The sequence below is a fragment of the Sinorhizobium fredii genome, from assembly GCF_002944405.1.
Classification (GTDB): Bacteria; Pseudomonadota; Alphaproteobacteria; order Rhizobiales; family Rhizobiaceae; genus Sinorhizobium; species Sinorhizobium fredii_C.
The window spans coordinates 2,854,346-2,879,568 of sequence record NZ_CP024307.1 but is presented as its reverse complement, the minus strand read 5'-3'; the positions used below and the strand labels follow the sequence as shown (position 1 = coordinate 2,879,568).

The following is a 25,223-nucleotide window of genomic DNA, read 5'->3' as shown; positions in this document are numbered from 1 at the left end:
GAAGATGCTGCTGTGCCGTATCGCCCGCGTCTGGACGGGGGCGCGGCCGGCATCCGCGCATGAGGCGCGAGAGCAGGGGAACTTATGTCGGGACTTGCCCTTCAGAACGTCGTCAAGGAATTCGGGGCCTTCCGGGCCGTCAACGACGTCGACCTCACCGTGCCGCACGGCACCTTCGTCTGCATGCTCGGCCCTTCCGGCTGCGGCAAGACGACCCTTCTGCGGATGATTGCCGGGCTCGACCTGCCGACCGCGGGCGCCATCCGGCTCGACGGCGAGGACATCACCCGCGTGCCGACCCACAAGCGCAACCTCGGCATGGTGTTCCAGTCGCTGGCGCTTTTTCCGCATCTGACGGTCGGCGAGAACATCGCCTACCCCTTGCGCATCCGCGGTGCGCCGAAGGAGGAGCAGAAGAAGCGGGTCGACGAACTCCTGTCGATGATCCATCTTCCCGGTTACTCGGACCGGCCGGTTTCCAAGCTCTCGGGCGGCCAGCGCCAGCGTGTCGCGATCGCCCGGGCGCTGGCGATCTCGCCGAAGCTCTTCCTGCTCGACGAGCCGCTCTCGGCACTCGACGCGAAGCTGCGCGAGGCGATGCAGGTGGAGCTCCGGCAATTGCAGCAGAAGCTCGGCATCACCACGATTGTCGTCACCCATGACCAGCGCGAGGCGATGACCATGGCCGATACAGTGGTTGTCATGAGCGGCGGCGAAATCCGCCAGGCGGCGTCGCCGATCGAAATCTATCGCCGGCCGGCCGACAGCTTCGTCGCCGACTTCATCGGCCAGACCAATCTCATCGAAGCGGAAGCGGATAGCCGCAATCATGTGACCGTGCTCGGCCAGCCGGTGCCGGGCCTGCAACTGCCGACCGGGGCCGCCAAGGCGACGATCTCGATCCGGCCGGAGGACGTTCATCTGACCGCACCAGGGGCCGGGGCGCTGACCGGCACCGTCACTTTCGTGCGCGACCTCGGCGGCACGATCGAGACCTTCGTCGATGTCGCCGGCCGCCAGATCGTCGCGGTCTCGACCCCGCGCGAGCGTCCGGAGGTCTCGGTCGGCCAGCAGGTGGGCGTAGCCCTCACGCCGGATGTCTGCGTGGTGCTGCGCAAATGAGACGCGAACCGCCCCAGACCCTTGGCGACTACTCGCCGCTGCTCTTCCCCGCGGCGATGCTCACCATCTTCTTCGTCGTGCCCTTCGGCACGATGATCGCCGTCAGCTTTTTCCAGCGCCAGCAGGGCGGTTTCTATACAACGGCCTTCGTCTTCGACAATTACCAGCGATTCCTTTCGGCCTTCTTCGGCGGGGTGCTCGGCTTCTCGCTGATGATGGCGATCGCGGTCGCCATTTGCTGCGTGGTGCTGGCGCTGCCGTTCACCTATCTGCTGACGCGCATGGCACGTCGTGTGCAGATCGTCTGGCTGGTCGCGCTGCTCTCGATCCTCTCGCTTTCCGAGGTCATCATCGGCTTTGCCTGGTCGACGCTCTTCTCGCGCACCGCCGGCATCACCAACATCCTCGTCGCCCTCGGTCTGATGGGCGAGGCCAAGGCCTTGACGCCGAGTTTCGCAGCGGTGCTGACCGGAATGGTCTATCAGGCCTTCCCCTATACGGTGCTCGTCCTGTTCCCGGCGCTCGTCCGGCTCGATCCGACCCTGACCGAAGCCGCCCGCACACTCGGCGCCTCGCCGCTCAGGGCCTTCTTCACCGTCGTCGTGCCGGCACTCAGGAACACCATCGTCGCAACGCTGATCATGGTGTTCATCTTCGCCCTCGGCTCCTATCTGTTGCCGCAACTTCTCGGTCGGCCGCAGCACTGGACGCTCTCGGTGTTGATCACCGATCAGGCGATCTATCAGTCGAACATGCCCTTTGCCGCCGCGATGGCCGTATTCCTCGTGCTGGTGACGCTCGGCCTGGTGGCGCTCACGGTGATTGCCGGACGGAAAGGAGAGGCGGCATGACGTCCGTTTTCCGCAAGTTCTATTTCTTCCTGATCGCCCTTTTCCTGGCGCTGCCGCTGATCGTCGTCGCCGGCGTCTCGGTCAACCAGAAGCAGACCCTCGCCTTTCCGCCCGAAGGCTTTTCGACCTCCTGGTATGGGGAGATCTTCCTGAACACGGAATGGCGAAACGCGCTTTTCGCCTCGGTGACGCTTGCGGTCCTTTCGGCGGCACTTGCCGTCGCGATCGCCCTGCCGCTCGCCTGGTTCCTGTGGCGGCGGGTGGCGCCCTGGGCGAATATTTTCCAGCTCCTCGGTGTCGCCCCCTTCACGCTGCCGCCGGTGATCACGGCGCTCGGCCTCTTGACCTTCTGGGCGACCGCCGGCTTCTACGGTCAGCCGTGGACGGCGGTGGTCAGCCACGGGATCTTCTTCGTGACCTTGCCGCTGGTGACGTTGTCGCTCGGCTTCACCTCGATCGATCGCTCGCTGGTCGAGGCCGCCGCGACGATGGGTGCCGACGAACGCACCATTTTCCGTACCGTAGTGCTGCCGCTGATCCTGCCCTATATCGTCTCGGGCTACGCCTTCGCCTTCGTGCTGTCGCTCAACGAATATATCGTCGCCTATATGACAGTTGGGTTCACGATGGAGACGCTGCCGATCAAGATCTTCAACGCGCTGCGCTATGGCTACACGCCGACCATGGCTTCGGTGACGGTGCTCTTCGTTTCGACGGCGGCGCTCATCTTCGGTCTCGTCGCCCGCTTCGGCGATCTACCGAAGCTGCTCGGCGCCATGGCATCCGATCAAAAATGATGAAGCTCGCGGCCCTGCAGATGAAAAGCGTCGGCGGCGATATCGCCGCCAATCTCGCCCGTATCGAAGGCGCGGCTTCCGAGTCTGCGGCCAAGGGGGCGACATTGCTGGTGACGCCCGAACTCGGGATTACCGGTTACGGCGCGGGTGAGGATATCCGGGCGCTCGCCGAGCCTGCCGACGGATCGACCGTTGAAGCCTTGCGGCGGATCTCGCGTGACGCCGGGATCGCCATCATCGCCGGCTTTGCCGAGCGCGAAGGCGCGGCCGTCTACAACAGCGCCGTCCATGTAGACGGGGACGCCGCGCCGACGGTTTACCGGAAATCGCATCTCTATGGTGACTACGAGCGATCGCTGTTTACGCCGGCGGAGCCCTCGACGCGCCTCTTCGAGCATCGCGGCGTCACCTGCGGCATGCTGATCTGCTACGATGTCGAATTCCCGGAAAATGTCCGGCGCCTGGCAGCGGCCGGGACCGATGCCGTGTTGGTGCCGACGGCGCTGCCGGCCGGCTGGTCGGGCACCTTCATAACCGATCACATGATTCAGACCCGGGCCTTCGAGAACCAGGTCTTCGTCGCCTATGTCAACCATTGCGGCTCGGACGCGATGTTCTCCTTCGCCGGTCTTTCCTGCATCGCATCGCCCGACGGACAGGTCATGGCGAAAGCCAATTCCGCCGACGAAACGGTGATCTTCGCGGAAATCGACCCGCAGGCCTTTGCCATTTCGCGGGCGGAGAATACCTACCTCAAGGATCTCAGACGGGTCTGATTTCGATCGGAACAATCCGTTCGAGCCGTCCCACTTGCAGAACGCATGGCCGGAGGCCGATATTCGGGTCAACGGAAGGCCTCAGGAGGGCAATCATGAGCTTGCAACTGACAGGTATTCACCACTTGACGGCGATTACCGCGAATGCGCCGGAAAATTTGCGCTTCTACACGAAAGTGCTGGGGCTGCGGCTCGTCAAGAAGACCGTCAACCAGGACGACACCTCGGCCTACCATCTCTTCTACGCCGACGGTAAGGCAACGCCGGGCTCGGATCTGACCTTTTTCGACTGGCCGGTCGGACCGGAAGGGCGCGGGACGCACAGCATCTCGCGCACCGGGCTGCGCGTCGGTGGTGCGCAAAGCGTCGAATGGTGGAAGCGGCGCTTCGACGAGCTCGAAGTGTCGTCAGGCGAAATCGGCGAAATCGATGGCCGGATGTCTCTCGATTTCGAGGACGGCGAGGGCCAGCGGTTCCGGCTGGTGGACGACGGCGGAGTCACGCCTTCGCATCCGTGGGAAAGGAGTCCGGTCACGGCCGAGCACCAGATCAGGGGTCTCGGGCCGATCACCATCAGCGTACCGGATATCACCAATACGGCGCTCGTGCTCACCCATGTCATGAACATGCGCGAGGTGCGCCACTATCCCTCGCCGGACGGAAACGGCAAGGTGCATGTGTTCTCGATGGGCGAGGGCGGGGCGGGTGCCGAACTCCATGTCGCGGTCCAGCCGGACCTGCCGATCGCCCGGCAGGGAGCCGGCGCCGTCCACCACGTCGCGTTCCGCGCGCCGGATGTCGCCCATCTGCACCAGTGGACGGAGAGGCTGAAGGCCTTCCATCTGCCCTCGAGCGGCGAGGTGGAGCGCTTTTATTTCCGTTCGCTCTATTTCCGCGAGCCGAACGGCATCCTGTTCGAGATCGCCACGGACGGCCCCGGCTTTGCCGTCGACGAGCCCTTGGAGTCGCTCGGGGAGAGGCTATCTCTGCCGCCCTTCCTGGAGCCGAAGCGGGCGCAGATCGAGGCGCGGCTTAAGCCGCTGGAATAGCGTGGCGCGCCCGTTTTGACATCCGTCGCCCCACAATTGAAGCGGGTGCGATCGCGGGCTTTCCTTTCATCTCATCGCTCCTAGTTTTCCTGGCAACCAGGAATTCGCGACCGAACAGACCGGAGGATGCACATATCGATGACGAAACTACTCGGCATATCGGGAAGCCTGCGCAAGGCTTCCTTCAACACCGGACTGCTTACGGCCGCGAAGGCGGTCGCACCAGAGGAGGTCGAGTTCGAGGCCGCAACGCTGCACGGCATTCCGCTGTATGACGGGGATGTCGAGGCGGAGAGCGGCGTGCCGGCTCCGGTAGAGGCGCTGAAACAGCGGATCATCGCGGCGGACGGCGTCATTCTCTTCACGCCGGAATACAACAACTCCGTGCCCGGCGTTCTCAAAAATGCCGTCGATTGGCTGAGCCGCCCGGCCGCCGACATTGGCAAGGTGTTCGGCGGACGTCCCTTCGCGCTCGCCGGCGCCTCGCCGGGGAATTTCGGAACCATTCTCAGCCAGAATGCCTGGCTCCCGGTGATTCGGACGCTCGGTGCCGAGCTTTGGTCGGGCAAGCGGCTGATGGTGCCGAAAGCCCGCACCGTTTTCGACAGTGAAGCGCAATTGACAGATGAGGAAACCCGCGAGCGACTGCGCGCCTTCGTTCAGGCCTTTGCGGAATATGCGGCGACGGTGAAGGCGCATCGGTAGCTGCGCCCGCTGGGATTATAGCCCTCGTTCCGCGAGCCAAGGACGAATGACGGCAACGTCTTCCGGGCCGATGCCGTGTCCGGTGTCGAGGTCGACCGCCTCGAAATTCGCGCCGCTTTCCCGCAGTTCCGCCTTCAACTGCGGCGCGTGTCTGCCGTAGATGTCGTCCTTGCCGGTCAGCATCAAGACGTTCGTGCCCGCGAGGTCGGCCCTCGGTGCATCCTCGAGGGCCGCCATGGCCCGCATCAGCACCGCATTCCTGATGGCGCCCGGGTGAAGGAGCATGACGGCCGCGAGCAGATTGGCGCCGTTCGAATAGCCGATGAACACGGTCCTTGCGAGATCAAGCCCGTAGGCCTCGCGCGCCTCGTCGACGAAAGCGGCGAAGGCTTCCGCTTCCGAGCGGATGTCGCGCTGGTCGAAGGTGGTCATCGACAGGCGGCGAAACCAGCGGGGAAACCCTTCCTCGGTGCTGCGGCCGCGCACGCCGATCAGCGTCGCGCGCGGATCGAGCTGATGGCCGAAGGGGAGCATGTCGGTCTCGTTACCGCCGCTGCCATGCAGCAGCACAAAGGTCCGCTCGTTCATCCGCTCCGGATGATGAAAGCGGTGGATAAAGGGCAGGTCACGGAGCGTCAGCCGCGGCTCATCGGGAAGCGCGAATTGCGGCAGCCGGACCAGCGTCGCGGCGGGATCGCTGCTCAAATGCGGCGGCAGGAAGAGTTTTGAACCGAGCGCGTCAGGAAGTTCATCGACCGCAAAGCCGGGGCCGTCGGTGGCAAGCTCGTAAAGCGAGCCGCCGGGCTCGCGCACATAGAGCGAGAAGAAATATTTCCGATCATGGGCGTTGGTGGCGCCGGCGTGTTCCTGTTCGAGATCGGCGCGCACGGCGAGCACGGTCGCCTCGTCCGGGGCGCGAAAGGCGATGTGATCGATCGTCCCGGTCCCGGGTGCCGCAGCCCAGAAGCCGGTTGCGTCACGCACGTCGATGACATCGCCGGATGAGGAGACGAGGCGATGTATCGTCTCCGTCGCGGCGGCCTCCCGATAGCCGAAATGGCTCTGGAGAAAATGCGCCGTTTCCTTCGGCTTTTCGGTCAGCACGGTGGCTCCGCGCAGGCGCCGGATCGAATCCGACTCCGGGATGTCGCGGCTTGCCCAGGGGGCGGGCTCGGCGAGCGCGTCGGTGCCGACCAGCTTGACGATCACCCCGTCCGGATCCTTGAGCCGCAGCACCGGTTCGCCGAACTCCTGCGCCGGACCGGTCGCCTGGATGTTGAACCGCAGGGCGCGCGTCAGCCAAAAGCCGATGCTCTGCGTTGGGACGGCGAAGGCGATCTCGCTCGGTTGGCCGGAGCCGACGCGCCCCGGCGAGCCATCCTCCCATATCAGGAAGGAGACGAGCGAGCCGGGCGAGCCCGACGCATCGCCGTAGAAGAGGTGCAACTGATTGGGATCCTCGAAGCCGCCGGTTCGCTTGACGAGGTGCAGGCCGAGGAATCCGACATAGAAGTCGACATTCGCCTGAACCCTGCGGCTGATCAGCGTGATGTGGTGAATGCCGCTGGTCACAGTATTAGCCCTCCTTGCCACCGTTGGGGCGCTTCATTGCCCAAGGATCGATCAAGCCGGGATGCGGATCAATCCCGATTTCCGGTGAGGAAGGAGCGGAACGCCTCGCCGTGGTCCGGGTGCCAACGGGAAAGGGGAGGGCGGTTCTCGACGATGTCGCCGGCCGCCCACAGGATGCGCTTTTCGTCGGTGGACCTTTCGACTTCATTGTCGGGGCAGAGGATGTAGAAATCGCCGCGGGCGAGGCTCTCCAGCATGAAATCGACTGTCTGTTCCGGCGTCCAGGCGCCGGCCGGCTTTTCGGTGCGGCCATGCGCCGTCAGCGCCGTGTAGACGAAGCCGGGGATCAGCAGATGCGCGTTGACCTGGCAGTTCTCGGTGTTGCGCAACTCGTGCTGCAGCGCCTCGGTGAAGACCTTCACGCCCGCCTTCGAGACATTGTAGGCCGGGTCTCCGGGCGGCGTGGTGATTCCCTGTTTGGAGCCGGTATTGATGATCAGCGCCGGCTCGCCGTGGGCGATCATGGCGGGTGCGAAAATGCGCGAGCCGTTGATCACGCCCCACAGATTGACGCCGAGCACCGATTCCCAGTTCTCCAACGGGCCGAACATCGAGCTGCCGGGCTGAATGCCGGCATTGTTCATCAGCACATGCACATGGCCGAACCGCTCATGCGTCGCCCGCGCCAGGGCGACGAGCTCGTCGGCCCGAGAGACGTCCGTGGCAATTGCAGCGACGTCCGCCGCCCCGCCCGGGGCAAGCTTCGCCACTTCCGCCGCGGCCGCCTGCAGCCGTTCGCCGGCGAGATCGGCAAGCACGACCTTCATGCCGCGATCGGCGAAACGTCTTGCGACGGCAAGCCCGATACCGGAGGCGGAGCCGGTGATAACGGCGACGTTGTTTTTGGCGATGGCGGAAAAGGACAACATGGTTCACAATCCTGCTTGCGACGGACGATCGACGAGAGATAGGGCCTGGCGGCGCACAAGTCCATGAGGGATGGCTGCCGACACTTTTTCGAAACAACCTCCCGCCTGGCCGGTCGCTGAGTGCGTGCGTTCATCCTCCCCGCGAGATTTCCATGGCTGTTGAAGGCAAGTTCGGCAAAGGCATACCCTGTCAGGACTGTCCCCTGCGGCCGCTCGACGCGTTCCGCCCTTTCACGCCTGAGGAACTCGCCTTCGTGTCCGACTTCAAGATGGGCGAGCAAACGGTCGAAAGCGGCGGGACGATCCTTTCCGAGGGCGAGACGAGCGCGCATCTCTTCACCGTGCTTTCCGGCTGGGGGTTCCGCTACAAAATGCTCGACGACGGCCGCCGCCAGATCCTGAACTATGTGATGCCGGGCGACATCGTCGGATTGCAGGGCAGCCTCATGGGCGAGATGCAGCACTCGATCGAGGCGCTCTCGCCGGTCACCCTGTGCGTGTTCAAGCGAAGCAGGCTCGGCGAGCTCTACCGGGGCTATCCCGAACTCGCCTATGACCTAACCTGGATCGCGGCCCGCGAGGAGCGCATTCTGGACGAGAACCTCTTGAGCATCGGCCGGCGTTCCGCGCTCGAACGGGCGGCCTATCTCGTTGCTTTTCTCTATCAGAGGGCTGAGACGCTGGAGCTTTTCCGTGGCGGCCGCGGCGTCATTCCCATCACCCAGCAACATCTTGCTGACACGCTCGGCCTGTCGATCGTCCACACCAACAAGACCCTCAGGAAACTAGCCGCGCTCAAGCTTATCCGTTGGGCCGAGGGAGGGTGCAATGTCCTGGAGATCGACGGCCTGTTGTCACTAGCGGGATGGGAGGGACTGAGGGAACTGAAGAGGCCGCTGATTTGACGCGGAATAATTCGTGCGAAGAGCGCGATATGTCTTTTTTAAATGCCACGTCTGTCCGTCTGGCCTAGCGTGCGCGAAGTGGTCGGTTCTCGGCAGAACGAGGAGACCGAGGGATGCTAGTAGATGACAAGTCAGATTTCGCCGGCCATCGAATCGGTCCTCGTTCTCGAGGATAATTTCCTCATCGCCATGGATATGGGAGAAATCCTCAGTGCGCTCGGCGTCAAGAGCGTGCACATCGCCAACAGCGTCGAAAAGGCGATGGAGATCGTCTCGGCACATCCGGTCGACTTCGCCATTCTCGATATCAATCTCGGCGACGAGACAAGCTTCGCCGTTGCCGAATCGCTGATGGCGCGGGGGATCCATTTCGGGTTTACCAGCGGCTACGGTGATTTGCTGGCTCTGCCCGGCCATCTCCGCGATATTCCGCGGATCGAAAAACCCTTCAGCGAAGGCAGTCTCAGCAGTCTCATTGCGGCCGCTTTCCGCCCGGAAAGTCCTTAAGCGGAGAATCACACCCTGCCGCGCGCGACGAACCAGGGATTGGCGAAGTCGCAGTCGTTCGGCTGGTTGCGCTTCCCATAGGCGAGCGGCCGGCCGTCGATGACCAGCGTTTCGCCGCCCGCCGCCCGGAGAATCGCATCGCCGGCGGCCGTATCCCACTCCATCGTGCGGCTGAAGCGAGGATAGACATCGGCCTTGCCCTCGGCGAGCAGGCAGAATTTCAGCGACGAGCCGACAGCCTCGTAATCACGGATGCCGTTTTCAGCGAGGTGGGCGAGCGTTTCGGCGCTGTTGTGCCAGCGGCTGATCAGCGCGACCGGTCGGCCGCCGCAGGGGCGGCAGCCGATAGGCTGCCAGTGTCCAATCCGGCCGTCTTCGACCGGCGCCTTTCGTGCCATTCCGCCACTTGCTGCATGGATCACCCCAAGGGCAGGCGCATGGACGACACCCGCGGCGGGAAGCCCATTTTCAATGAGCGCGATGTTGACTGTGAAATGATCATTGTGCTCGACGAATTCCTTGGTGCCATCGAGCGGGTCGACGAGAAAGAACCGCTTGCCGGCAATGTCCGGGACGTGCCCGGCGGCGACGGCTTCCTCGGCGATGACCGGTATGTCTGGAAAGGCGGCGGCAAGCTCGTCGAGGATGATGCGCTCGGCGCGGTGATCCGCGTCGGTCACCGGCGAGGTGTCCGGCTTGTAGGTCACGGCCGGTCCGGCATTGTAGATTTCCATGATCGCCCGCCCGGCCGCAAGCGCCGATCGTTCCAAAATCTCCAGCATCGTTCCCCTGCTCCAAGGTCAAATAGGGCGGCAATCCTTGCGAGTGGCCGTCGGTTCTAAACCACGATCTGTTGGGCCACATCAACTGTAAACTACCGCCCATAAAGTCATGCTCTTTCGTCATGGGTTAATACCGCCGGCGTTCGCGTTTTTCCGGTTTCCGGGCGAAAATTGATTGTTTTCGCAGCGAGAGCTGCAAATTTTTTGATTTTTCTGGCAGGAAAAACGTCAAATCGATTTTATAGCGGAAGAATCTGCGGGCCACGCAATTTTTGACTTTCATTTTCGCTTGAAAGAGGTATGAAATCCTCTGAGAGCACGCTCATGAAGGAAAACTAATAAAAAGAGATCGGACCAACAGGATCCGGTCCAGGGGAAGATTGATGGAGTATTTCATCCAGCAGCTCGTCAACGGGCTGACGCTTGGGTCTATTTATGGTATGATCGCGATCGGTTATACCATGGTCTACGGCATCATCGGCATGATCAACTTCGCCCACGGCGATATATTCATGCTGGGCGGCTTTGCCGCTTTGATTGTGTTCTTGCTTCTCACGACTTTCATGGCAGGCATACCGGTTGTACTGGCGCTTTTGCTTATGATGATCGTCGGCATGCTGACGGCGGCGCTTTGGAACTGGACGATCGAGCGGGTAGCTTACCGGCCGCTGCGCGGTTCGTTCCGACTGGCGCCGCTGATCACCGCGATCGGCATGTCGATCGTGCTGTCGAACTTCATCCAGGTGACACAGGGTCCGCGCAACAAGCCGATCCCGCCGCTCGTCTCGTCGGTCTACGACCTGTTCGGGATCACCGTCTCGCTGAAGCAGATCATCATCGTCGTCATCACCGCGATCCTGCTTTCCGTCTTCTGGTATATCGTCAACCGGACGCCGCTCGGCCGGGCCCAGCGGGCCACCGAGCAGGATAGCAAGATGGCGGCGCTGCTCGGCGTCGACGTCGACCGCACCATTTCGGTGACCTTCATCATGGGCGCAGCGCTCGCTGCCGTCGCCGGCACCATGTATCTCATGTATTACGGCGTCGTCGTCTTCACCGACGGTTTCGCTCCGGGCGTCAAGGCGTTTACCGCCGCCGTCCTCGGAGGCATCGGCTCGCTGCCGGGCGCCGTTCTCGGCGGACTGCTGATCGGCCTCATCGAGTCACTGTGGTCGGCCTATTTCACAATCGACTACAAGGATGTCGCGACCTTCTCCATTCTCGCGATCGTCCTGATCTTCAAGCCGTCGGGTATTCTCGGACGACCGGAAGTCGAGAAGGTATAGTTCCATGGCAAATGTTGCATCTACTACTGCAAGCGCCGGCAGTGAACTGACGGCGCGGGCCCTGCGCGAGGCTGTCTTCTCGGGGCTCATCACGCTCGGGCTGTTCGTGCTGTTCGTCGGCCTCAAGACCGACCAGAACATCCGCAACGAGCTGATCCTCAACCAGCGCTGGGGCCTCTTGGCGATCTTCGTGGTCGTCGCCATGGTCGGCCGCTTCCTGATGGTTGCCTATGTGCAGCCCTGGTTCGCCCAGCGCAAGGCAGCGAAAGCCGCCGTTCCGGAAGTGGCGAAGGAGGAGAGCTTCTTCAGCCGCAACTTTTCGAAGATCGCTATCGTTGCGCTCATCCTCTATCCGCCGGTCATCATGGCGCTCTTCGGCGTCCAGGGTTCGCTTAAATGGGTGGACAATTTCGGCATCCAGATCCTGATCTATGTGATGCTCGCCTGGGGCCTCAACATCGTCGTCGGCCTCGCCGGGCTGCTCGATCTCGGCTATGTGGCCTTCTACGCGGTCGGTGCCTATTCCTACGCGCTGCTTTCCAGCTATTTCGGCCTGTCCTTCTGGGTGCTGCTGCCGGTCGCCGGCATCCTCGCCGCCTGCTGGGGCGTGATCCTCGGCTTTCCGGTGCTGCGCCTGCGCGGCGACTACCTGGCGATCGTGACGCTTGCCTTCGGTGAGATCATCCGCCTCGTGCTGATCAACTGGACCGAGGTCACCAAGGGAACGTTCGGCGTGTCGGGTATCGCCAAGGCGACGCTGTTCGGCATCAAGTTCGATGCTTCGAAGGACGGCTTCGCGGCGCTGATGGGGCTGCCGATTTCCTCGGCCTACTACAAGATCTTCCTCTTCTACCTGATCCTCGGCCTGGCGCTGTTGACGGCCTTCGTCACCATCCGGCTGCGCCGCATGCCGATCGGCCGGGCCTGGGAGGCGCTTCGCGAGGACGAGATCGCCTGCCGTTCGCTCGGCATCAACACCGTCACGACCAAGCTGACGGCGTTCGCCACGGGTGCCATGTTCGGCGGGTTTGCAGGCTCGTTCTTCGCGGTGCGCCAGGGCTTCGTCTCGCCGGAATCCTTCGTCTTCCTGGAGTCGGCCGTCATCCTCGCCATCGTCGTGCTTGGAGGCATGGGTTCGTTGACCGGTATCTTCGTCGCTGCGGTCGTGATGATCGGCGGTACGGAGATCCTGCGCGAACTCACCTTCCTGAAGATGATCTTCGGGCCGAACTTCACGCCTGAACTCTATCGCATGCTGATCTTCGGGCTTGCCATGGTGGTCGTCATGGTCTGGAAGCCACGCGGCTTCGTCGGATCGCGCGAACCGACCGCCTTCCTGCGCGAACGCAGAGCGGTCTCCGGCAGCTTCACCAAGGAAGGGCACGGCTGATGACCTTCGAGACAAATACAATGACAAAAGACCCCATTCTCAAGGTCGAGCGCCTGTCGATGCGCTTCGGCGGTCTCATGGCCATCAACGACTTCTCCTTCGAGGCCGAGCGCGGCGAGATCACGGCGCTCATCGGCCCCAACGGAGCGGGCAAGACGACGGTGTTCAACTGCATCACCGGCTTCTACAAGCCGACCATGGGCATGATCACCCTGCGGCAGAAGTCCGGCAATGAGTTCCTGCTGGAGCGTCTTCCGGATTTCGAGATCACCAAGCGCGCCAAGGTGGCGCGCACCTTCCAGAACATCCGGATGTTCTCCGGCCTGACGGTGCTCGAAAATCTCCTGGTGGCGCAGCACAACAAGCTGATGCAGGCTTCCGGCTACACCCTGCTCGGCCTGCTCGGCTTTCCGGCCTACCGCCAGGCTTCCAAGGAGTCGATTGATCTCGCCCGCCACTGGCTCGAGATGGCGTCGCTCATCGATCGTGCCGACGATCCGGCTGGCGATCTTCCCTATGGTGCGCAGCGGCGCCTCGAAATCGCTCGCGCCATGTGCACCGGACCGGAACTGCTTTGCCTCGACGAGCCGGCTGCGGGCCTCAATCCGCGTGAATCGGCCGCTCTCAACAACCTGTTGCAGACCATCCGCCGCGACACCGGTACCTCCATTCTGTTGATCGAGCACGACATGTCGGTGGTGATGGAGATTTCCGACCATGTGGTGGTGCTCGAATACGGACAGAAGATTTCCGACGGCAATCCGGATTTCGTGAAGCATGATCCACGGGTCATCGCGGCTTATCTGGGCGTCGAGGACGAAGAGGTTGAAGAGGTGATCGAACAGATCGAGGAAATCGGAAGCGAGCAGGGAGGCGCCCCGCAATGACTGCTCCGCTGCTGAATGTGAGAGGCGTCGAGACCTATTACGGCAATATCCGGGCGCTGAACGGCGTCGATGTCGAGGTCCATCGTGGGGAAATCGTTTCGCTGATCGGCGCCAACGGCGCGGGGAAATCGACGCTGATGATGACCATCTGCGGCAAGCCGCAGGCGCGCACCGGTTCGGTCTTCTTCGAAGGGCAGGACATCACGCGCATGCCGACCCATGAGATTGCCCGTCTCAGGATCGCCCAGTCCCCGGAAGGCCGCCGCATCTTCCCGCGCATGACGGTGCTCGAAAATCTGCAGATGGGCGCCAGCCTCGACAATCTGAAGCACTTCAAGGAGGACGTGGAAAAGGTCTTCACGCTGTTCCCGCGGCTCAAGGAGCGGCAGGCGCAGCGCGGCGGAACGCTCTCGGGCGGCGAACAGCAGATGCTGTCGATCGGCCGGGCGCTGATGGCGCGGCCGAAGCTGCTGCTGCTCGACGAACCTTCGCTCGGCCTTGCGCCACTGATTGTCAAGGGCATTTTCGAGGCGATCAAGAAGCTCAACAAGCAGGAGGGTCTCACGGTGTTCCTAGTCGAGCAGAACGCTTTTGGGGCGCTGAAGCTTTCAGACCGGGGCTACGTCATGGTGAACGGCCGGGTTACGATGAGCGGAACGGGCAAGGACCTGCTCGCCAATCCGGAGGTCCGTGCGGCCTATCTCGAAGGCGGCCGGCATTGATGCACGCTGGAGTTAAGTGACATGCAGGGAATTCTTTACGAAGAAGCCTCCATCTGGCAGTTTCTGTTCATCACCTGCGTCCTCGGCGGCTGGACCGCCTGGCGCACCGGCAAGAGCGTTGCCGAGAGCTGGGGGGAGTTTCCGCGGCTCATCGTCTACGTGGCGCTTCTGGGACTTGCTATCCGCTTCGTGCACCACGCGCTTTTCGAAGGCACGATGTTCAGCCTGCAGTACTATATCGTAGACACGCTCGTACTTTTGTTGTTTGCTACCGCCGGTTACCGGTACTACCGGACCAAGCAGATGGCGAACAACTACTACTGGCTCTATGAGAAGACCTCACCTTTCTCCTGGAAGGCCAAATAAGGGAACAGCGCGTGCCGGTCGGGTGCGGCCGGTGCGAAGAAACACCGGCGCAATGATAGTGGGCATTGCGCAGGGTTCTGAAACGAGACCCGCTCGAATATTTGGGAGTAACAAAATGAAAAAGTCTCTTCTGTCGGCTGTGGCGCTGACAGCAATGGTCGCCTTCAGCGGCACCGCATGGGCTGATCTCCTGGTCGGCGTCGCTGGTCCGCTGACCGGCCCGAATGCCGCTTTCGGCGCCCAGCTCCAGAAAGGTGCGGAGCAGGCGGCCGCTGACATCAACGCGGCAGGCGGCATCAACGGCGAACAGATCAAGCTCGTCCTCGGCGACGACGTCTCGGACCCGAAGCAGGGTATTTCGGTCGCCAACAAGTTCGTTGCTGACGGCGTGAAGTTCGTGATTGGCCACTTCAACTCCGGCGTGTCCATTCCGGCATCGGAAGTCTATGCCGAGAACGGCATCCTGGAAATCACGCCGTCCGCGACCAACCCGCAGTTCACCGAGCGCGGCATGTGGAACACGTTCCGCACCTGCGGCCGTGACGACCAGCAGGGTGCAGTTGCCGGCGCTTACCTCGCTGCCAACTTCAAGGACGCGAAGATCGCCGTCATCCACGACAAGACGCCGTACGGCCAGGGTCTTGCCGATGAGACCAAGAAGTCGATGAACGAAGCGGGCCTCAACGAAGCTCTCTACGAAGGTATCAACATCGGCGACAAGGATTTCTCGGCGCTGATCGCCAAGATGAAGGAAGCCGGCGTTTCGGTCGTCTACTACGGCGGCCTGCACACGGAAGCGGGCCTCATCATGCGTCAGATGAAGGACCAGGGCCTGAAGGCAACCTTCATGTCGGGCGACGGCATCGTTTCGAACGAACTGGCTTCGATCGCCGGTGACGCCGTCGACGGCACGCTGATGACCTTCGCGCCGGATCCGCGCAAGAACCCGGCTTCGAAGGAACTCGTCGAGAAGTTCCGCACCGCTGGCTTCGAACCGGAGGCCTACACGCTCTATTCCTACGCAGCGCTGCAGGTGATTGCGGATGCCGCCAAGGCTGCCGGCGGCAACGACCCGCAGGCGGTTGCCGAAGCGATCAAGGCGAAGGGTCCGTTCAAGACCGCGATCGGCGAACTCGGCTATGACGAAAAGGGCGACATCACCCGCCCGGACTACGTCATGTACACCTGGAAGAAGGGTGAAGACGGCAAGTACAGCTACTTCCAGAACGAATAGTCTCGTTCTAACGCTTTAACAGCGAAGCAGGGCCCGGCGTGGAAGCGCCGGGCCCTTGCTTTGTGAGCATCCCTGACGCGGGAGATTTGCCGCAGCCCAGTCCGGCGCGGCTGAATTACGGCATGGAAGGATCGATAGGCAGTTGCGTCCCTCTCAACAGCCGAACTATAGATAAAATCCGATTCTATCTATATCGATGGCAGTAGGCAGAGGGGGACAGCCGCGAATGCAGGATGCGTTGGTAACGAGCGGAGCGGATTCGATGAGCTCCGGCTCCGATGTAACAGCTTGGACTCTCGCTGCGGCGACAAAAATCTATAATTTACCTTTCAACGACCTTCTGTTCCGTGCGCAGTCCATCCATCGCACGCATTTCGATCCGAATGCGGTGCAGATGAGCCGGCTCCTGTCGATCAAGACCGGGGGATGCGCCGAGGATTGCGGCTATTGCAGCCAGTCGGCGCATTACCCAACCGGCCTCAAGGCGTCGAAGCTGATGGAAGTCGAGCGTGTGATCGCGGAGGCGCGCAAAGCCAAGGACGGCGGCGCGACGCGCTATTGCATGGGAGCGGCCTGGCGCAGCCCGAAGGAGCGCGACATGGAGGCCATCGTCGCCATGGTGCGCGGCGTCAGGGCGCTCGGGATGGAAACCTGCATGACCCTCGGGATGCTGTCGCCCGCCCAGACGGAGCGGCTCGCAGAGGCCGGTCTCGATTACTACAACCACAATGTCGACACCTCGGAGCGCTTTTACAACGAGATCATCACCACGCGAACCTTCGCCGACCGGCTGGAAACGCTTGCCAATGTCCGCGAGGCGGGCATCAAGGTCTGCGCGGGCGGCATCTTGGGCATGGGCGAAGGGGTTGATGATCGCATTTCGATGCTGGTGACGCTCGCCAACCTTCCGGCCGCGCCGGAAAGCGTGCCGATCAACATGCTGATCCCCATCCCCGGGTCGAAGCTTGCGGATTCGCTGCCGGTCGATCCGATCGACTTCGTCCGGATGATCGCGCTCGCCCGCATCCTGATGCCGAAATCGCATGTTCGCCTTTCGGCCGGCCGGACCGACATGAGCGACGAAATGCAGGCGCTCTGTTTCTTCGCCGGGGCGAATTCGATCTTCGTCGGCGAGACGCTGTTGACGGCGGACAACCCGGGCGAGCATCACGATGCGGCGCTGTTCCGCCGCCTGGGGCTGAAGCCGATGGCACTGGAGCCGATGGAGCCGGCCGAATGATCGCCGTGCGTCTGGGCCGCTACGAGAAGATCCTGGCAGGACTGGAGCGAAAGGGGCGGCGGCGTGCGCTTGTCGCCCGGGCGGGCATTGATTTCACCTCGAACGACTATCTGGGCCTCGCAGGCTCTCCGCGGCTGAAGGAGGCGATCGCCTCCGCCCTCGACCGGGACGTAGCGGTCGGCGCCGGCGGATCGCGACTGCTGCGTGGCAATCATCCCGAGCATGAGGCGCTGGAGGCGGAGGCGGCCGAGTTCTTCGGTTCGCAACGAGTGCTCTTTTTCGGCAGCGGCTATATGGCCAATGTTGCGCTGTTTTCGACCCTGCCGCAGCGCGACGACATCATCATCCACGACGCGTTGATCCATGCGAGCGCCCATGAGGGCATCGCGGCAAGCCGTGCGCAGGCGGTCGCCGTCCGCCACAATGATGTCGGCGCCTTCGCCGACGCCATTCGGGAATGGCGTGGTGCTGGCGGAACGGGACGCCCGTGGATCGCCGTTGAAAGCCTCTATTCGATGGACGGAGATCGGGCGCCGCTCCAGGAGCTTGCGGCGCTCGCCGAAGAGCATGACGCCTTTCTGGTCATCGACGAGGCGCATGCCACCGGCGTTTTCGGTCCCGGCGGCCGCGGCCTTTCGGCGGCGCTCGAGGGCCGGGAGAACGTGATCGTCCTGCATACCTGCGGCAAGGCGCTCGGCGTCTCCGGCGCGTTGCTCTGCGCCAGCGGAACACTTTGCGACTATCTCGTCAATCGCGCCCGCGGCTTCATCTATTCGACCGCGCCGTCGCCCTTGACAGCAGCCGCGGTTCGCGCGGCCTTGCGGATCGCCGCGGACGAGCCGCAGCGTCGCGCCAAGTTCGACACGCTCAGCGCTTTTGCCAATGCGGCGCTTGCCGCGACAACCGGGATCGAAGGCAGCGGATCGCAGATCCTGCCGGTGATGATCGGCGACAATGGCCGTGCCGTGAAGATCGCCGATCGCCTGCGCGAGGAAGGATTCGACATCCGCGCGATCCGGCCACCAACCGTTCCCGAAGGCACGGCCCGGCTTCGGATCGCGATCACGCTGAACGTCGACAGGCAGGCGATCGCGCAGATGCTGGCTCGGCTGAAGATGGCGATGGCGGAGGAACAATGATGGCAGTTCGCGTCGTGATCACCGGAACGGATACGGGCATCGGCAAGACCGTCTTTGCCGCCGCGCTCACCGATGCGCTTTCGGGCCATTACTGGAAGCCGGTCCAATCCGGGCTCGACGGCGAAACCGACAGCGAAGCCGTCCAGCGGCTTGGCCGGTTAGAGCCTCGCCGCATCCTGCCGGAGGCCTACAGGCTCGCCACACCCGCCTCGCCGCATCTCTCGGCCAAGCTCGACGGCGTGACGATCCGGCCGGAAACCCTCTTGCCACCCCCGGTCGCGGCGCCGCTCGTCATCGAAGGGGCGGGCGGGCTTATGGTGCCGCTGACGGAGCGGACGGTCTTCGCCGACGTCTTTCAGCGCTGGCAAATTCCCGTCGTCCTCTGCGCCCGCACGGCACTCGGCACGATCAATCACACGCTGCTGTCGCTCGAAGCGCTGCGGGCCCGCTCGATCCCGGTTCTCGGCGTCGCCTTCATCGGCGACGAGCAGGCGGACACGGAAAGGACGATCGCGGAACTGGGTCATGTTCGGGTGCTCGGTCGGCTGCCGCACCTCGCGCCGCTGACGCCGGATAGTCTTCGCCGGAACTTTTGCGAAGGCTTCAATATGGACGATTTCCGCGAGGCGCTGGCATGAGCGCCTCTCCGGTCTGGCACCCCTTCACCCAGCATGCGCTGGAGCCGGCGATGAAGCGCATCGTCCGCACCGAGGGCGCCTATCTGATCGACGAGGAGGACTCGCACATTGTCGATGCGATCTCGTCCTGGTGGGTGATCACCCACGGCCATCGGCACCCGGCGATCATGGAGGCGATCCGGCGCGCCGTTGAAAGCTACGACCAGGTGATCTTTGCCGAGTACACTCATGCGCCGGCGGAGGAACTGGCGAGCGGCCTGATCGAGATCGCGCCCGCCGGCTTGAAGCACGTCTTTTATTCCGACAGCGGCTCGACCGCCGTGGAGGTAGCGCTGAAGATGGCGATCGGCTATTTCCACAATATCGGCGCGCCGCGTAGCCGCATCTCAGTGATGGAGCACAGCTATCACGGCGACACGATCGGCACGATGTCGGCCGGCGAGCGCGGCGTTTTCAATTCGGCCTACGAGCCGCTTCTTTTCGCCGTCGACCGCCTGCCGTTTCCGGAGCCCGGCCGCGAACAGGAGACGCTCGACGCTTTCGAGCACTTTTGCGCTTCCGGCCAGGTGGCGGCGCTCATCGTCGAGCCGCTGGTTCTCGGGGCCGGCGGGATGAAGATCTATCCGGCCTTCGTGCTGACCGAACTGAAGCGGATCGCCGAACAGCACGGCATTCTGCTGATTGCCGACGAGGTGATGACCGGCTGGGGCCGCACCGGAACTCTCTTTGCCTGCGAGCAGGCGGGGATCGCGCCCGACATCCTGTGCACGTCAAAGGGCTTGACCGGGGGTGCGCTTCCGCTCGCGGCAACCCTTTGCACGGCGGAGATATTCGACGCGCATCTTTCACCGGACCGGCGCCGAACATTCTTTCATTCGAGCTCCTATACCGCCAATCCGATCGCCTGCGCCGCGGCCGTCGCCAATCTCGCTGTGTGGAAGGAGGAGCCGGTCGGCGGGCGCATCGAAGCGCTTGCCGCGAAGCAACGGCGACATCTGAAGCGCTTCGCGGCCGATCCGCGCTTCCGCAATGTACGTCAGGCAGGTACGATCGCCGCGCTCGACCTTTGCGTGCCGGCGGGGGGCTACCTGGCCGATGTCGGGCCGCGGCTCAGGGCTTTCTTCCGCCAGCGCAGGCTGCTCATCCGGCCGCTCGGCAATGTCATCTATCTGATACCGCCCTATTGCATCGCCGATGCGGATCTCGATCGGGCCTATGACGCAATCGACGAGGCTGCGTTTGCCTTCGCGACGGGGCGGCTATGAGCATCGTCCGGTCATCCCGCCTTGCCGGATTTGGCCACGCCGTGCCGACGCGGCGCGTCGAGAACGCCGAAATCGAAGCGAAACTCGGCCTTGAATCGGGCTGGATCGAACGGCGGACAGGCATCCGGGCACGACGCTGGGTCGAGCCCGGAGAGACGCTGACCGGTCTTGCGGCGAAGGCCGGGGAGGCGGCACTCGAGGATGCGGCTACCGCGCGCGGCGACATCGCCTTGACGCTGCTCGCCACATCAACGCCCGATCACCTGCTGCCGCCCTCGGCACCGTTGCTCGCCCATCGCCTCAGGCTTGGCAATTCCGGTGCGATCGATCTGGCCGGCGCCTGCTCGGGCTTCCTCTACGCGCTGACGCTCGCCGACGGGTTCGTCCGCACGCAGGGCAAGCCGGTCCTTGTCGTTGCCGCCAACATCCTGAGCCGGCGCATCAACCCGGCTGAGCGGGCAAGTGCCGTTCTCTTCGCGGACGCTGCCGGCGCAGTCGTCGTCGCGCCCTCGCACGATCCCCAGAAGGGCGTGCTCGGCATCGACCTCGCGTCTGACGGAAGCCGCTACGATCTGATCACCATTGCCGTCGGCGGCAGCAGCCGGCCCTTTGCGCCGGATATGCCGGCGGAGGACGTGCTGATGACCATGCGCGACGGGCGGGAGGTGTTCGTCCGTGCGGTGGAGATGATGACGGCCTGCGCCGCTCGCGCGCTCGCCGCCGCGGGCATCGACCCCGCGGAGGTCGGCCGCTTCGTGCCGCATCAGGCGAATGTCCGGATCTTCGATGCGGTTTGCGCCAATCTCGGCATCGATCCGTCCAGGACCGTGCGCACCCTCGAGGAGTACGGGAACTCGTCGGCCGCGACGATTCCGCTGTCGCTTTCACTTGCACACAGGGCCAAGGCCTTCGTTCCCGGAGAAAGGCTGTTGCTCACCGGGGCGGGCGCGGGGCTGACCGGAGCGGCCGTGCTACTCGGTATCTAAGAAACTGCGGTCTGCTGCACCCCGCTCCAAGCATGCCTACCGCAGCAGCGATGCCCGGAGCGCTGCGATTTCCCCCTTTAGGCGCCCGATCTCCGCGGGCTCCATTCCGGTCGCTTCGATGATGCCGCACGGGACGGTGCTGGCCTTTTCCTTGAGCGCCTCGCCGGTTTCGGTCAGGCGCACGCGCACCTGCCGCTCGTCGGCGCGGTCGCGGACTCTCGAAATATAGCCCATGGCCTCCAGGCGCTTCAGCATAGGCGTGAGGGTGCTCGATTCGAGAAAGAGCTTGTCTCCCAGGCTGCCGACGGTTTGATCATCTTTTTCCCACAGGACAACCATTACGAGATATTGTGGATAGGTAAGATCCAGCTCGTCGAGTAGTGGCTTGTAGACGCGCGTAAACGCGTGGTTCGCGGAATAGATTGCAAAGCACAGGAAATTATCGATTTTCATCAACTCTTCGGGAGAGGGGATATTTGCCTTCGCCATCGCTGTCTTTCCGTATTCGCCGAGGCAGCACAGTAAATCGTTCGCGATATAATCGCAAGGTATTGACATCGATGTGCTGGCGCAATAAAGATCGTGCACGATTTAATCGTTGACTAATTAAGAGGGGACGGGCGTCTTATCGCATAGGTTACATCGCAACGATCCCATTTGCCGCCACGAAGCGAAGGAGCAATTCCATGACAAAGGTTCAAGACAGCGCGACCGCCGTTTCCAGAAGGGAGATGCTGGCGGGAGCACTCGGCGCCGCCAGCGCGGCCGCCGCATTCGCAGCCGCCCGGCCAGCCGCAGCGGACACAGCAAAGCCATCAACAACGGAAGGAGCAAGGACCATGGGAAGCAGGATCACCACGCGCGACGGCGTTGAAATCTATTACAAGGACTGGGGTCCGAAGGACGGGCCGGTCGTCATCCTCAGCCACGGCTGGCCGCTCTCGTCCGACAGTTGGGAAGCCCAGGCCTTCCATCTCGCCAATAACGGTTTCCGCGTCGTCACTCATGATCGCCGCGGCCACGGCCGGTCCAGCCAGCCCTGGGACGGCAACGACATGGATCACTATGCCGACGACCTTGCCGACCTGATCGAGCAACTGGACCTGAAAGGTATCTTTCTAGCCGGATTCTCGACCGGCGGCGGCGAGATTACCCGCTATATCGGTCGTCACGGCACCAGCCGCGTTGCCAAGGCCGGGTTGATTTCGGCGGTGCCGCCGCTGATGGTAAAGACCGACAAGAATCCGGGCGGCCTTCCGAAAGAGGTGTTCGATGGCTTGCAGGCGGCGAGCCTCGCCGACCGCTCGCAGCTCTACAAGGACATCGCTTCCGGTCCCTTCTTCGGCTTCAACCGTCCGGGTGCGAAGCCGTCGCAGGGGATGATCGACAGCTTCTGGCTGCAGGGCATGGCGGGGGGCCACAAAAATACCTATGACTCGATCGTCGCCTTCTCGCAGACCGACTTCACCGAGGACCTGAAGAAGTTCGACGTGCCGACGCTCATCATCCATGGAGACGACGACCAGATCGTGCCGATCGACGCCGCCGCCCGGGCCTCGAAGACGCTCATTCCGCACGCGGATCTGAAGGTCTATCCGGGTGCGCCGCATGGCATCACGGACACGCACAAGGATCAGTTGAACAAGGACCTGCTGGAGTTCGCCCGCTCCTAGGATGGCGCGTGCCAAAATTGTTGTTCGGAGGGCGCCGCAAACCGGCGCCCTTTTTTTTGGTGGGCCCTCAGCCTCTTCAAAGTTGGCCGGTCCGACGAGTTTCTTTCGGCGGACCCGATTGTGCTTGTGAAACAGTGACTTGACATTGATCATGCCATTTCGGACGATGCCGCATGACGATGCACGTCGCAGGGGCGTGCCGGCTGGGGATATCTGAACACCTTGAATGACGCGGCGATCATCGCTCCGCAAAGGGCGTGGGGAAAAGGGCGGCTTGTTGCCAAGTCCGAACGCGGACGCACGCGCATCGCCGAACTCTATCAGGAAGGTTGCGCCAAGATCCGCTTGCCGAAGACCTTCGATGCCTCGATGGAGGCGGTGCTCATCAACTCCTCGGGCGGCGTAACCGGCGGCGACCGGCTCGAATGGGATTTCGAAGCCGGCGAGGGGACCGAGCTCACGCTGACGACGCAGGCCTGCGAGAAGATCTACAAGGCGAGCGCCGGTACGGCCTCAATCGCCACGTGCATATCCGTCGCCGCCGGAGCGCGGGTCGATTGGCTTCCGCAGGAAACGATCCTCTTCGACCGCGCCTCGCTGTCGCGCTCGCTCGAGGTAGAACTGGCGCCCGATGCAAGCTTTCTCGCGGTCGAGGCGGTGCTTCTCGGCCGCAAGGCGATGGGCGAGGCGGTGCATGCCGGGCTGTTTCGCGATCGTTGGCGCGTGCGGAGCGGCGGCAGATTTGTCCATGCCGAGGATCTGGCCCTTGCCGACGACATCGCAGGGCTTGCCGCCCGGCCAGCGACGCTCGGCGGTGCGGCTGCCTTCGCAACCTTGCTTTATGCCGCGCCCGATTGTGAAGCGATGCTTTCGAAGCTGCGTGCAATGCTCGCGCCGGTGGTAATGGCTGGTGCCAGCCACTACAAGGTCGGCGGCTGCGACAAGCTCGTTGCCCGTGTCGCCGCGGTCGATGGATTTGCGCTCAGAAAAATCCTGATCCCGCTCATTTCGCACTTGCGTGAGGACGCATCTGTGCCGAAAGTCTGGACTCTCTGATCCCGCAATCAATCCGGATAGCGACGCATGAATCTCACTCCGCGCGAAAAAGACAAGCTGTTGATTTCCATGGCGGCAATGGTCGCGCGCCGACGACTGGAGCGAGGCGTCAAGCTCAACCATCCGGAGGCCATCGCCCTCATCACTGATTTCGTCGTCGAGGGTGCGCGCGACGGCCGGTCCGTCGCTGAGTTGATGGAGGCGGGCGCCCATGTGCTGACCCGCGACCAGGTCATGGAAGGCATCCCCGAGATGATCCACGACATCCAGATCGAGGCGACTTTCCCGGATGGGACGAAGCTCGTCACCGTTCACGAACCCATCCGCTAGGAGACTATGATGCTGAGCCTGCGCCCGAACTGCGAATGCTGCGATCGCGACCTGCCGCCCGAAAGCCGGGAGGCCGTGATCTGCACTTTCGAATGCACCTTTTGCACTGATTGCGCCGAGGGGAAGCTCGGCGGGACCTGCCCAAACTGCAGCGGTGAACTGGTCCGCCGTCCCGTCCGGCCGGCGGCGATGCTCAAGAAATATCCGGCTTCGAGCGAGCGCGTGCTGAAGCCGCAAGGCTGCGCGCCGGAAAAGGCCGCGTAAGGAGAGACGAGCATGATTCCAGGCGAGATCATCGCAGCCGCGGGCGACATCGAACTCAATGTCGGTCTTCCGACGATCACCATCGAAGTCTCCAATTCCGGCGACCGGCCGGTTCAGGTCGGCAGCCATTATCATTTCGCGGAAACGAACGCCGGCCTGATCTTCGACCGTGGTGCGGCGCGCGGCAAGCGGCTCGATATCCCGGCGGGCACGGCGGTGCGTTTCGAACCGGGGCAGACGCGGCAGGTGACGCTGATCCCGCTTTCCGGCAAGCGCGAGGTTTTCGGGTTCCGTCAACAGGTCATGGGCAAGCTATGAGAGTAGCCGCATCCGCCCTTGGCCTGCTTTTCATTCTCACGACCTTTGCGCTCGCTCAGGAACAGCCTGAGGTGAATTGCCAAGAGGCGGTAGCGCAGATGGATTTGAACATTTGCGCCGATCGGGAATACCAGGCCGCGGATGCGGACCTGAACAAGATCTACAAGCAGGCGATGACCGCGGTGCAGCAAACCGACAAGGAGCTCGGTGATATCGACGCGGCTTATATCGGTGCCATCGCGGCATTGAAAAAGGCGCAGCGGGCCTGGATCGGCTACCGCGACGGCCAGTGCGAACTCGCCGGCTTCGAGGCTCGGGGCGGTTCGATGGAGCCCATGCTCGTCTCGGGCTGCCTCGCAGAGCTGACCCGAAAGCGCACCGCCGAACTCAAGGAACTTCTCGAGGCGCAAGGAAACTGAGTGTTGCTGGGCCGG

At 63.0% G+C, this 25,223-nt stretch carries 29 protein-coding genes; 25 read left to right on the top strand and 4 right to left on the bottom strand.

Annotation, left to right across the window (positions count from 1 at the left end; genetic code table 11):
- Positions 1 to 84: 84 nt before the first annotated feature.
- The 6 genes from NXT3_RS14175 (at position 85) to NXT3_RS14150 (ending at position 5,300) form a co-directional block, all read left to right on the top strand.
- Entirely contained in the window at positions 85 to 1,122 is a 1,038-nt protein-coding gene (locus NXT3_RS14175) for an ABC transporter ATP-binding protein (RefSeq protein WP_097525124.1), read from the top strand.
- Entirely contained in the window at positions 1,119 to 1,973 is an 855-nt protein-coding gene (locus NXT3_RS14170; RefSeq protein ID WP_097525125.1) for an ABC transporter permease, read from the top strand. Before NXT3_RS14175 ends, NXT3_RS14170 begins: the two co-directional genes overlap by 4 nt.
- Positions 1,970 to 2,770: an ABC transporter permease gene (locus NXT3_RS14165; protein WP_097525126.1), complete on the top strand. Its 801-nt coding sequence runs from the start codon at positions 1,970 to 1,972 to the stop codon at positions 2,768 to 2,770. Before NXT3_RS14170 ends, NXT3_RS14165 begins: the two co-directional genes overlap by 4 nt.
- Positions 2,767 to 3,546 (top strand): carbon-nitrogen hydrolase family protein, encoded by a 780-nt coding sequence (locus tag NXT3_RS14160; RefSeq protein ID WP_097525127.1) that lies wholly within the window; start codon positions 2,767 to 2,769, stop codon positions 3,544 to 3,546. The genes NXT3_RS14165 and NXT3_RS14160 overlap by 4 nt, the downstream gene beginning before the upstream one ends.
- A gap of 95 nt (positions 3,547 to 3,641) precedes the next feature.
- Entirely contained in the window at positions 3,642 to 4,595 is a 954-nt protein-coding gene (locus NXT3_RS14155; protein ID WP_097525128.1) for a ring-cleaving dioxygenase, read from the top strand.
- Positions 4,596 to 4,733: 138 nt separating this feature from the next.
- Positions 4,734 to 5,300 (top strand): NADPH-dependent FMN reductase, encoded by a 567-nt coding sequence (locus NXT3_RS14150; protein WP_037414541.1) that lies wholly within the window; start codon positions 4,734 to 4,736, stop codon positions 5,298 to 5,300.
- Between the two features lie 15 nt (positions 5,301 to 5,315).
- Here NXT3_RS14150 and NXT3_RS14145 read toward each other — a convergent pair whose 3' ends face one another.
- Together NXT3_RS14145 and NXT3_RS14140 are read right to left on the bottom strand one after the other, a co-directional pair.
- A complete protein-coding gene (locus NXT3_RS14145) occupies positions 5,316 to 6,872 on the bottom strand; it encodes a VOC family protein (protein WP_097525129.1) in 1,557 nt (518 codons plus the stop codon).
- 68 nt (positions 6,873 to 6,940) lie between these two features.
- Positions 6,941 to 7,801: an SDR family NAD(P)-dependent oxidoreductase gene (locus tag NXT3_RS14140; RefSeq protein ID WP_097525130.1), complete on the bottom strand. Its 861-nt coding sequence runs from the start codon at positions 7,799 to 7,801 to the stop codon at positions 6,941 to 6,943.
- Between the two features lie 152 nt (positions 7,802 to 7,953).
- On the opposite strand from NXT3_RS14140, the gene NXT3_RS14135 reads away from it, so the two are divergent.
- Both NXT3_RS14135 and NXT3_RS14130 read left to right on the top strand, forming a co-directional pair.
- Positions 7,954 to 8,706, top strand: a complete 753-nt coding sequence (locus tag NXT3_RS14135; protein ID WP_037414546.1) for a Crp/Fnr family transcriptional regulator — start codon at positions 7,954 to 7,956, stop codon at positions 8,704 to 8,706.
- A gap of 123 nt (positions 8,707 to 8,829) precedes the next feature.
- Complete coding sequence (locus NXT3_RS14130) at positions 8,830 to 9,213, top strand: response regulator (RefSeq protein ID WP_037414548.1); 384 nt, start codon at positions 8,830 to 8,832, stop codon at positions 9,211 to 9,213.
- A gap of 8 nt (positions 9,214 to 9,221) precedes the next feature.
- Here the strand turns inward: NXT3_RS14130 and cysQ are convergent, their stop codons facing one another.
- Positions 9,222 to 9,995 (bottom strand): 3'(2'),5'-bisphosphate nucleotidase CysQ, encoded by a 774-nt coding sequence (gene cysQ, locus NXT3_RS14125; RefSeq protein WP_097525131.1) that lies wholly within the window; start codon positions 9,993 to 9,995, stop codon positions 9,222 to 9,224.
- Positions 9,996 to 10,378: 383 nt separating this feature from the next.
- Between cysQ and NXT3_RS14120 the strand changes: the two genes are divergently transcribed.
- The 11 genes from NXT3_RS14120 (at position 10,379) to NXT3_RS14070 (ending at position 21,148) form a co-directional block, all read left to right on the top strand.
- On the top strand, positions 10,379 to 11,281 hold the full coding sequence (locus NXT3_RS14120; protein WP_037414559.1) for a branched-chain amino acid ABC transporter permease: 903 nt from the start codon (positions 10,379 to 10,381) through the stop codon (positions 11,279 to 11,281).
- Positions 11,282 to 11,285: 4 nt separating this feature from the next.
- The gene (livM, locus tag NXT3_RS14115; RefSeq protein ID WP_097525132.1) at positions 11,286 to 12,671 is read left to right on the top strand and encodes a high-affinity branched-chain amino acid ABC transporter permease LivM; all 1,386 of its coding nucleotides are present in this window, start codon (positions 11,286 to 11,288) and stop codon (positions 12,669 to 12,671) included.
- A complete protein-coding gene (locus tag NXT3_RS14110; protein ID WP_037414563.1) occupies positions 12,671 to 13,558 on the top strand; it encodes an ABC transporter ATP-binding protein in 888 nt (295 codons plus the stop codon). Before livM ends, NXT3_RS14110 begins: the two co-directional genes overlap by 1 nt.
- Positions 13,555 to 14,280 (top strand): ABC transporter ATP-binding protein, encoded by a 726-nt coding sequence (locus NXT3_RS14105; protein ID WP_097525133.1) that lies wholly within the window; start codon positions 13,555 to 13,557, stop codon positions 14,278 to 14,280. Before NXT3_RS14110 ends, NXT3_RS14105 begins: the two co-directional genes overlap by 4 nt.
- Before the next feature lie 21 nt (positions 14,281 to 14,301).
- Positions 14,302 to 14,646 (top strand): DUF6867 family protein, encoded by a 345-nt coding sequence (locus tag NXT3_RS14100; RefSeq protein WP_097525134.1) that lies wholly within the window; start codon positions 14,302 to 14,304, stop codon positions 14,644 to 14,646.
- Positions 14,647 to 14,761: 115 nt separating this feature from the next.
- Positions 14,762 to 15,880: a branched-chain amino acid ABC transporter substrate-binding protein gene (locus NXT3_RS14095; RefSeq protein WP_097525135.1), complete on the top strand. Its 1,119-nt coding sequence runs from the start codon at positions 14,762 to 14,764 to the stop codon at positions 15,878 to 15,880.
- A gap of 262 nt (positions 15,881 to 16,142) precedes the next feature.
- A complete protein-coding gene (gene bioB, locus NXT3_RS14090) occupies positions 16,143 to 17,120 on the top strand; it encodes a biotin synthase BioB (RefSeq protein WP_234828044.1) in 978 nt (325 codons plus the stop codon).
- Entirely contained in the window at positions 17,117 to 18,259 is a 1,143-nt protein-coding gene (locus NXT3_RS14085) for an 8-amino-7-oxononanoate synthase (RefSeq protein WP_097525137.1), read from the top strand. Before bioB ends, NXT3_RS14085 begins: the two co-directional genes overlap by 4 nt.
- Positions 18,259 to 18,897: a dethiobiotin synthase gene (gene bioD, locus NXT3_RS14080; protein WP_179864713.1), complete on the top strand. Its 639-nt coding sequence runs from the start codon at positions 18,259 to 18,261 to the stop codon at positions 18,895 to 18,897. Before NXT3_RS14085 ends, bioD begins: the two co-directional genes overlap by 1 nt.
- Positions 18,894 to 20,162 (top strand): adenosylmethionine--8-amino-7-oxononanoate transaminase, encoded by a 1,269-nt coding sequence (locus NXT3_RS14075; protein WP_097525139.1) that lies wholly within the window; start codon positions 18,894 to 18,896, stop codon positions 20,160 to 20,162. The genes bioD and NXT3_RS14075 overlap by 4 nt, the downstream gene beginning before the upstream one ends.
- Positions 20,159 to 21,148, top strand: a complete 990-nt coding sequence (locus NXT3_RS14070) for a 3-oxopimeloyl-[acyl-carrier-protein] synthase BioZ (RefSeq protein ID WP_097525140.1) — start codon at positions 20,159 to 20,161, stop codon at positions 21,146 to 21,148. Before NXT3_RS14075 ends, NXT3_RS14070 begins: the two co-directional genes overlap by 4 nt.
- A gap of 36 nt (positions 21,149 to 21,184) precedes the next feature.
- Here the strand turns inward: NXT3_RS14070 and NXT3_RS14065 are convergent, their stop codons facing one another.
- Entirely contained in the window at positions 21,185 to 21,637 is a 453-nt protein-coding gene (locus NXT3_RS14065; RefSeq protein WP_037414579.1) for a MarR family winged helix-turn-helix transcriptional regulator, read from the bottom strand.
- Between the two features lie 197 nt (positions 21,638 to 21,834).
- Between NXT3_RS14065 and NXT3_RS14060 the strand changes: the two genes are divergently transcribed.
- From NXT3_RS14060 to NXT3_RS14035, 6 genes are all read left to right on the top strand, one after another.
- Complete coding sequence (locus NXT3_RS14060; protein ID WP_097525141.1) at positions 21,835 to 22,821, top strand: alpha/beta fold hydrolase; 987 nt, start codon at positions 21,835 to 21,837, stop codon at positions 22,819 to 22,821.
- A 222-nt stretch (positions 22,822 to 23,043) separates the two neighbouring features.
- Positions 23,044 to 23,877 (top strand): urease accessory protein UreD, encoded by an 834-nt coding sequence (locus NXT3_RS14055; RefSeq protein ID WP_097525142.1) that lies wholly within the window; start codon positions 23,044 to 23,046, stop codon positions 23,875 to 23,877.
- Positions 23,878 to 23,904: 27 nt separating this feature from the next.
- Positions 23,905 to 24,207, top strand: a complete 303-nt coding sequence (locus tag NXT3_RS14050) for an urease subunit gamma (protein ID WP_026618115.1) — start codon at positions 23,905 to 23,907, stop codon at positions 24,205 to 24,207.
- A 9-nt stretch (positions 24,208 to 24,216) separates the two neighbouring features.
- The gene (locus NXT3_RS14045; protein WP_097525143.1) at positions 24,217 to 24,471 is read left to right on the top strand and encodes a DUF1272 domain-containing protein; all 255 of its coding nucleotides are present in this window, start codon (positions 24,217 to 24,219) and stop codon (positions 24,469 to 24,471) included.
- A gap of 12 nt (positions 24,472 to 24,483) precedes the next feature.
- Positions 24,484 to 24,789 carry an urease subunit beta gene (locus tag NXT3_RS14040; protein ID WP_037414588.1) on the top strand — a complete coding sequence of 102 codons (306 nt, stop codon included), beginning with the start codon at positions 24,484 to 24,486 and terminating at the stop codon, positions 24,787 to 24,789.
- Positions 24,786 to 25,208, top strand: a complete 423-nt coding sequence (locus NXT3_RS14035; RefSeq protein ID WP_104839533.1) for a lysozyme inhibitor LprI family protein — start codon at positions 24,786 to 24,788, stop codon at positions 25,206 to 25,208. The genes NXT3_RS14040 and NXT3_RS14035 overlap by 4 nt, the downstream gene beginning before the upstream one ends.
- Positions 25,209 to 25,223: the final 15 nt, after the last annotated feature.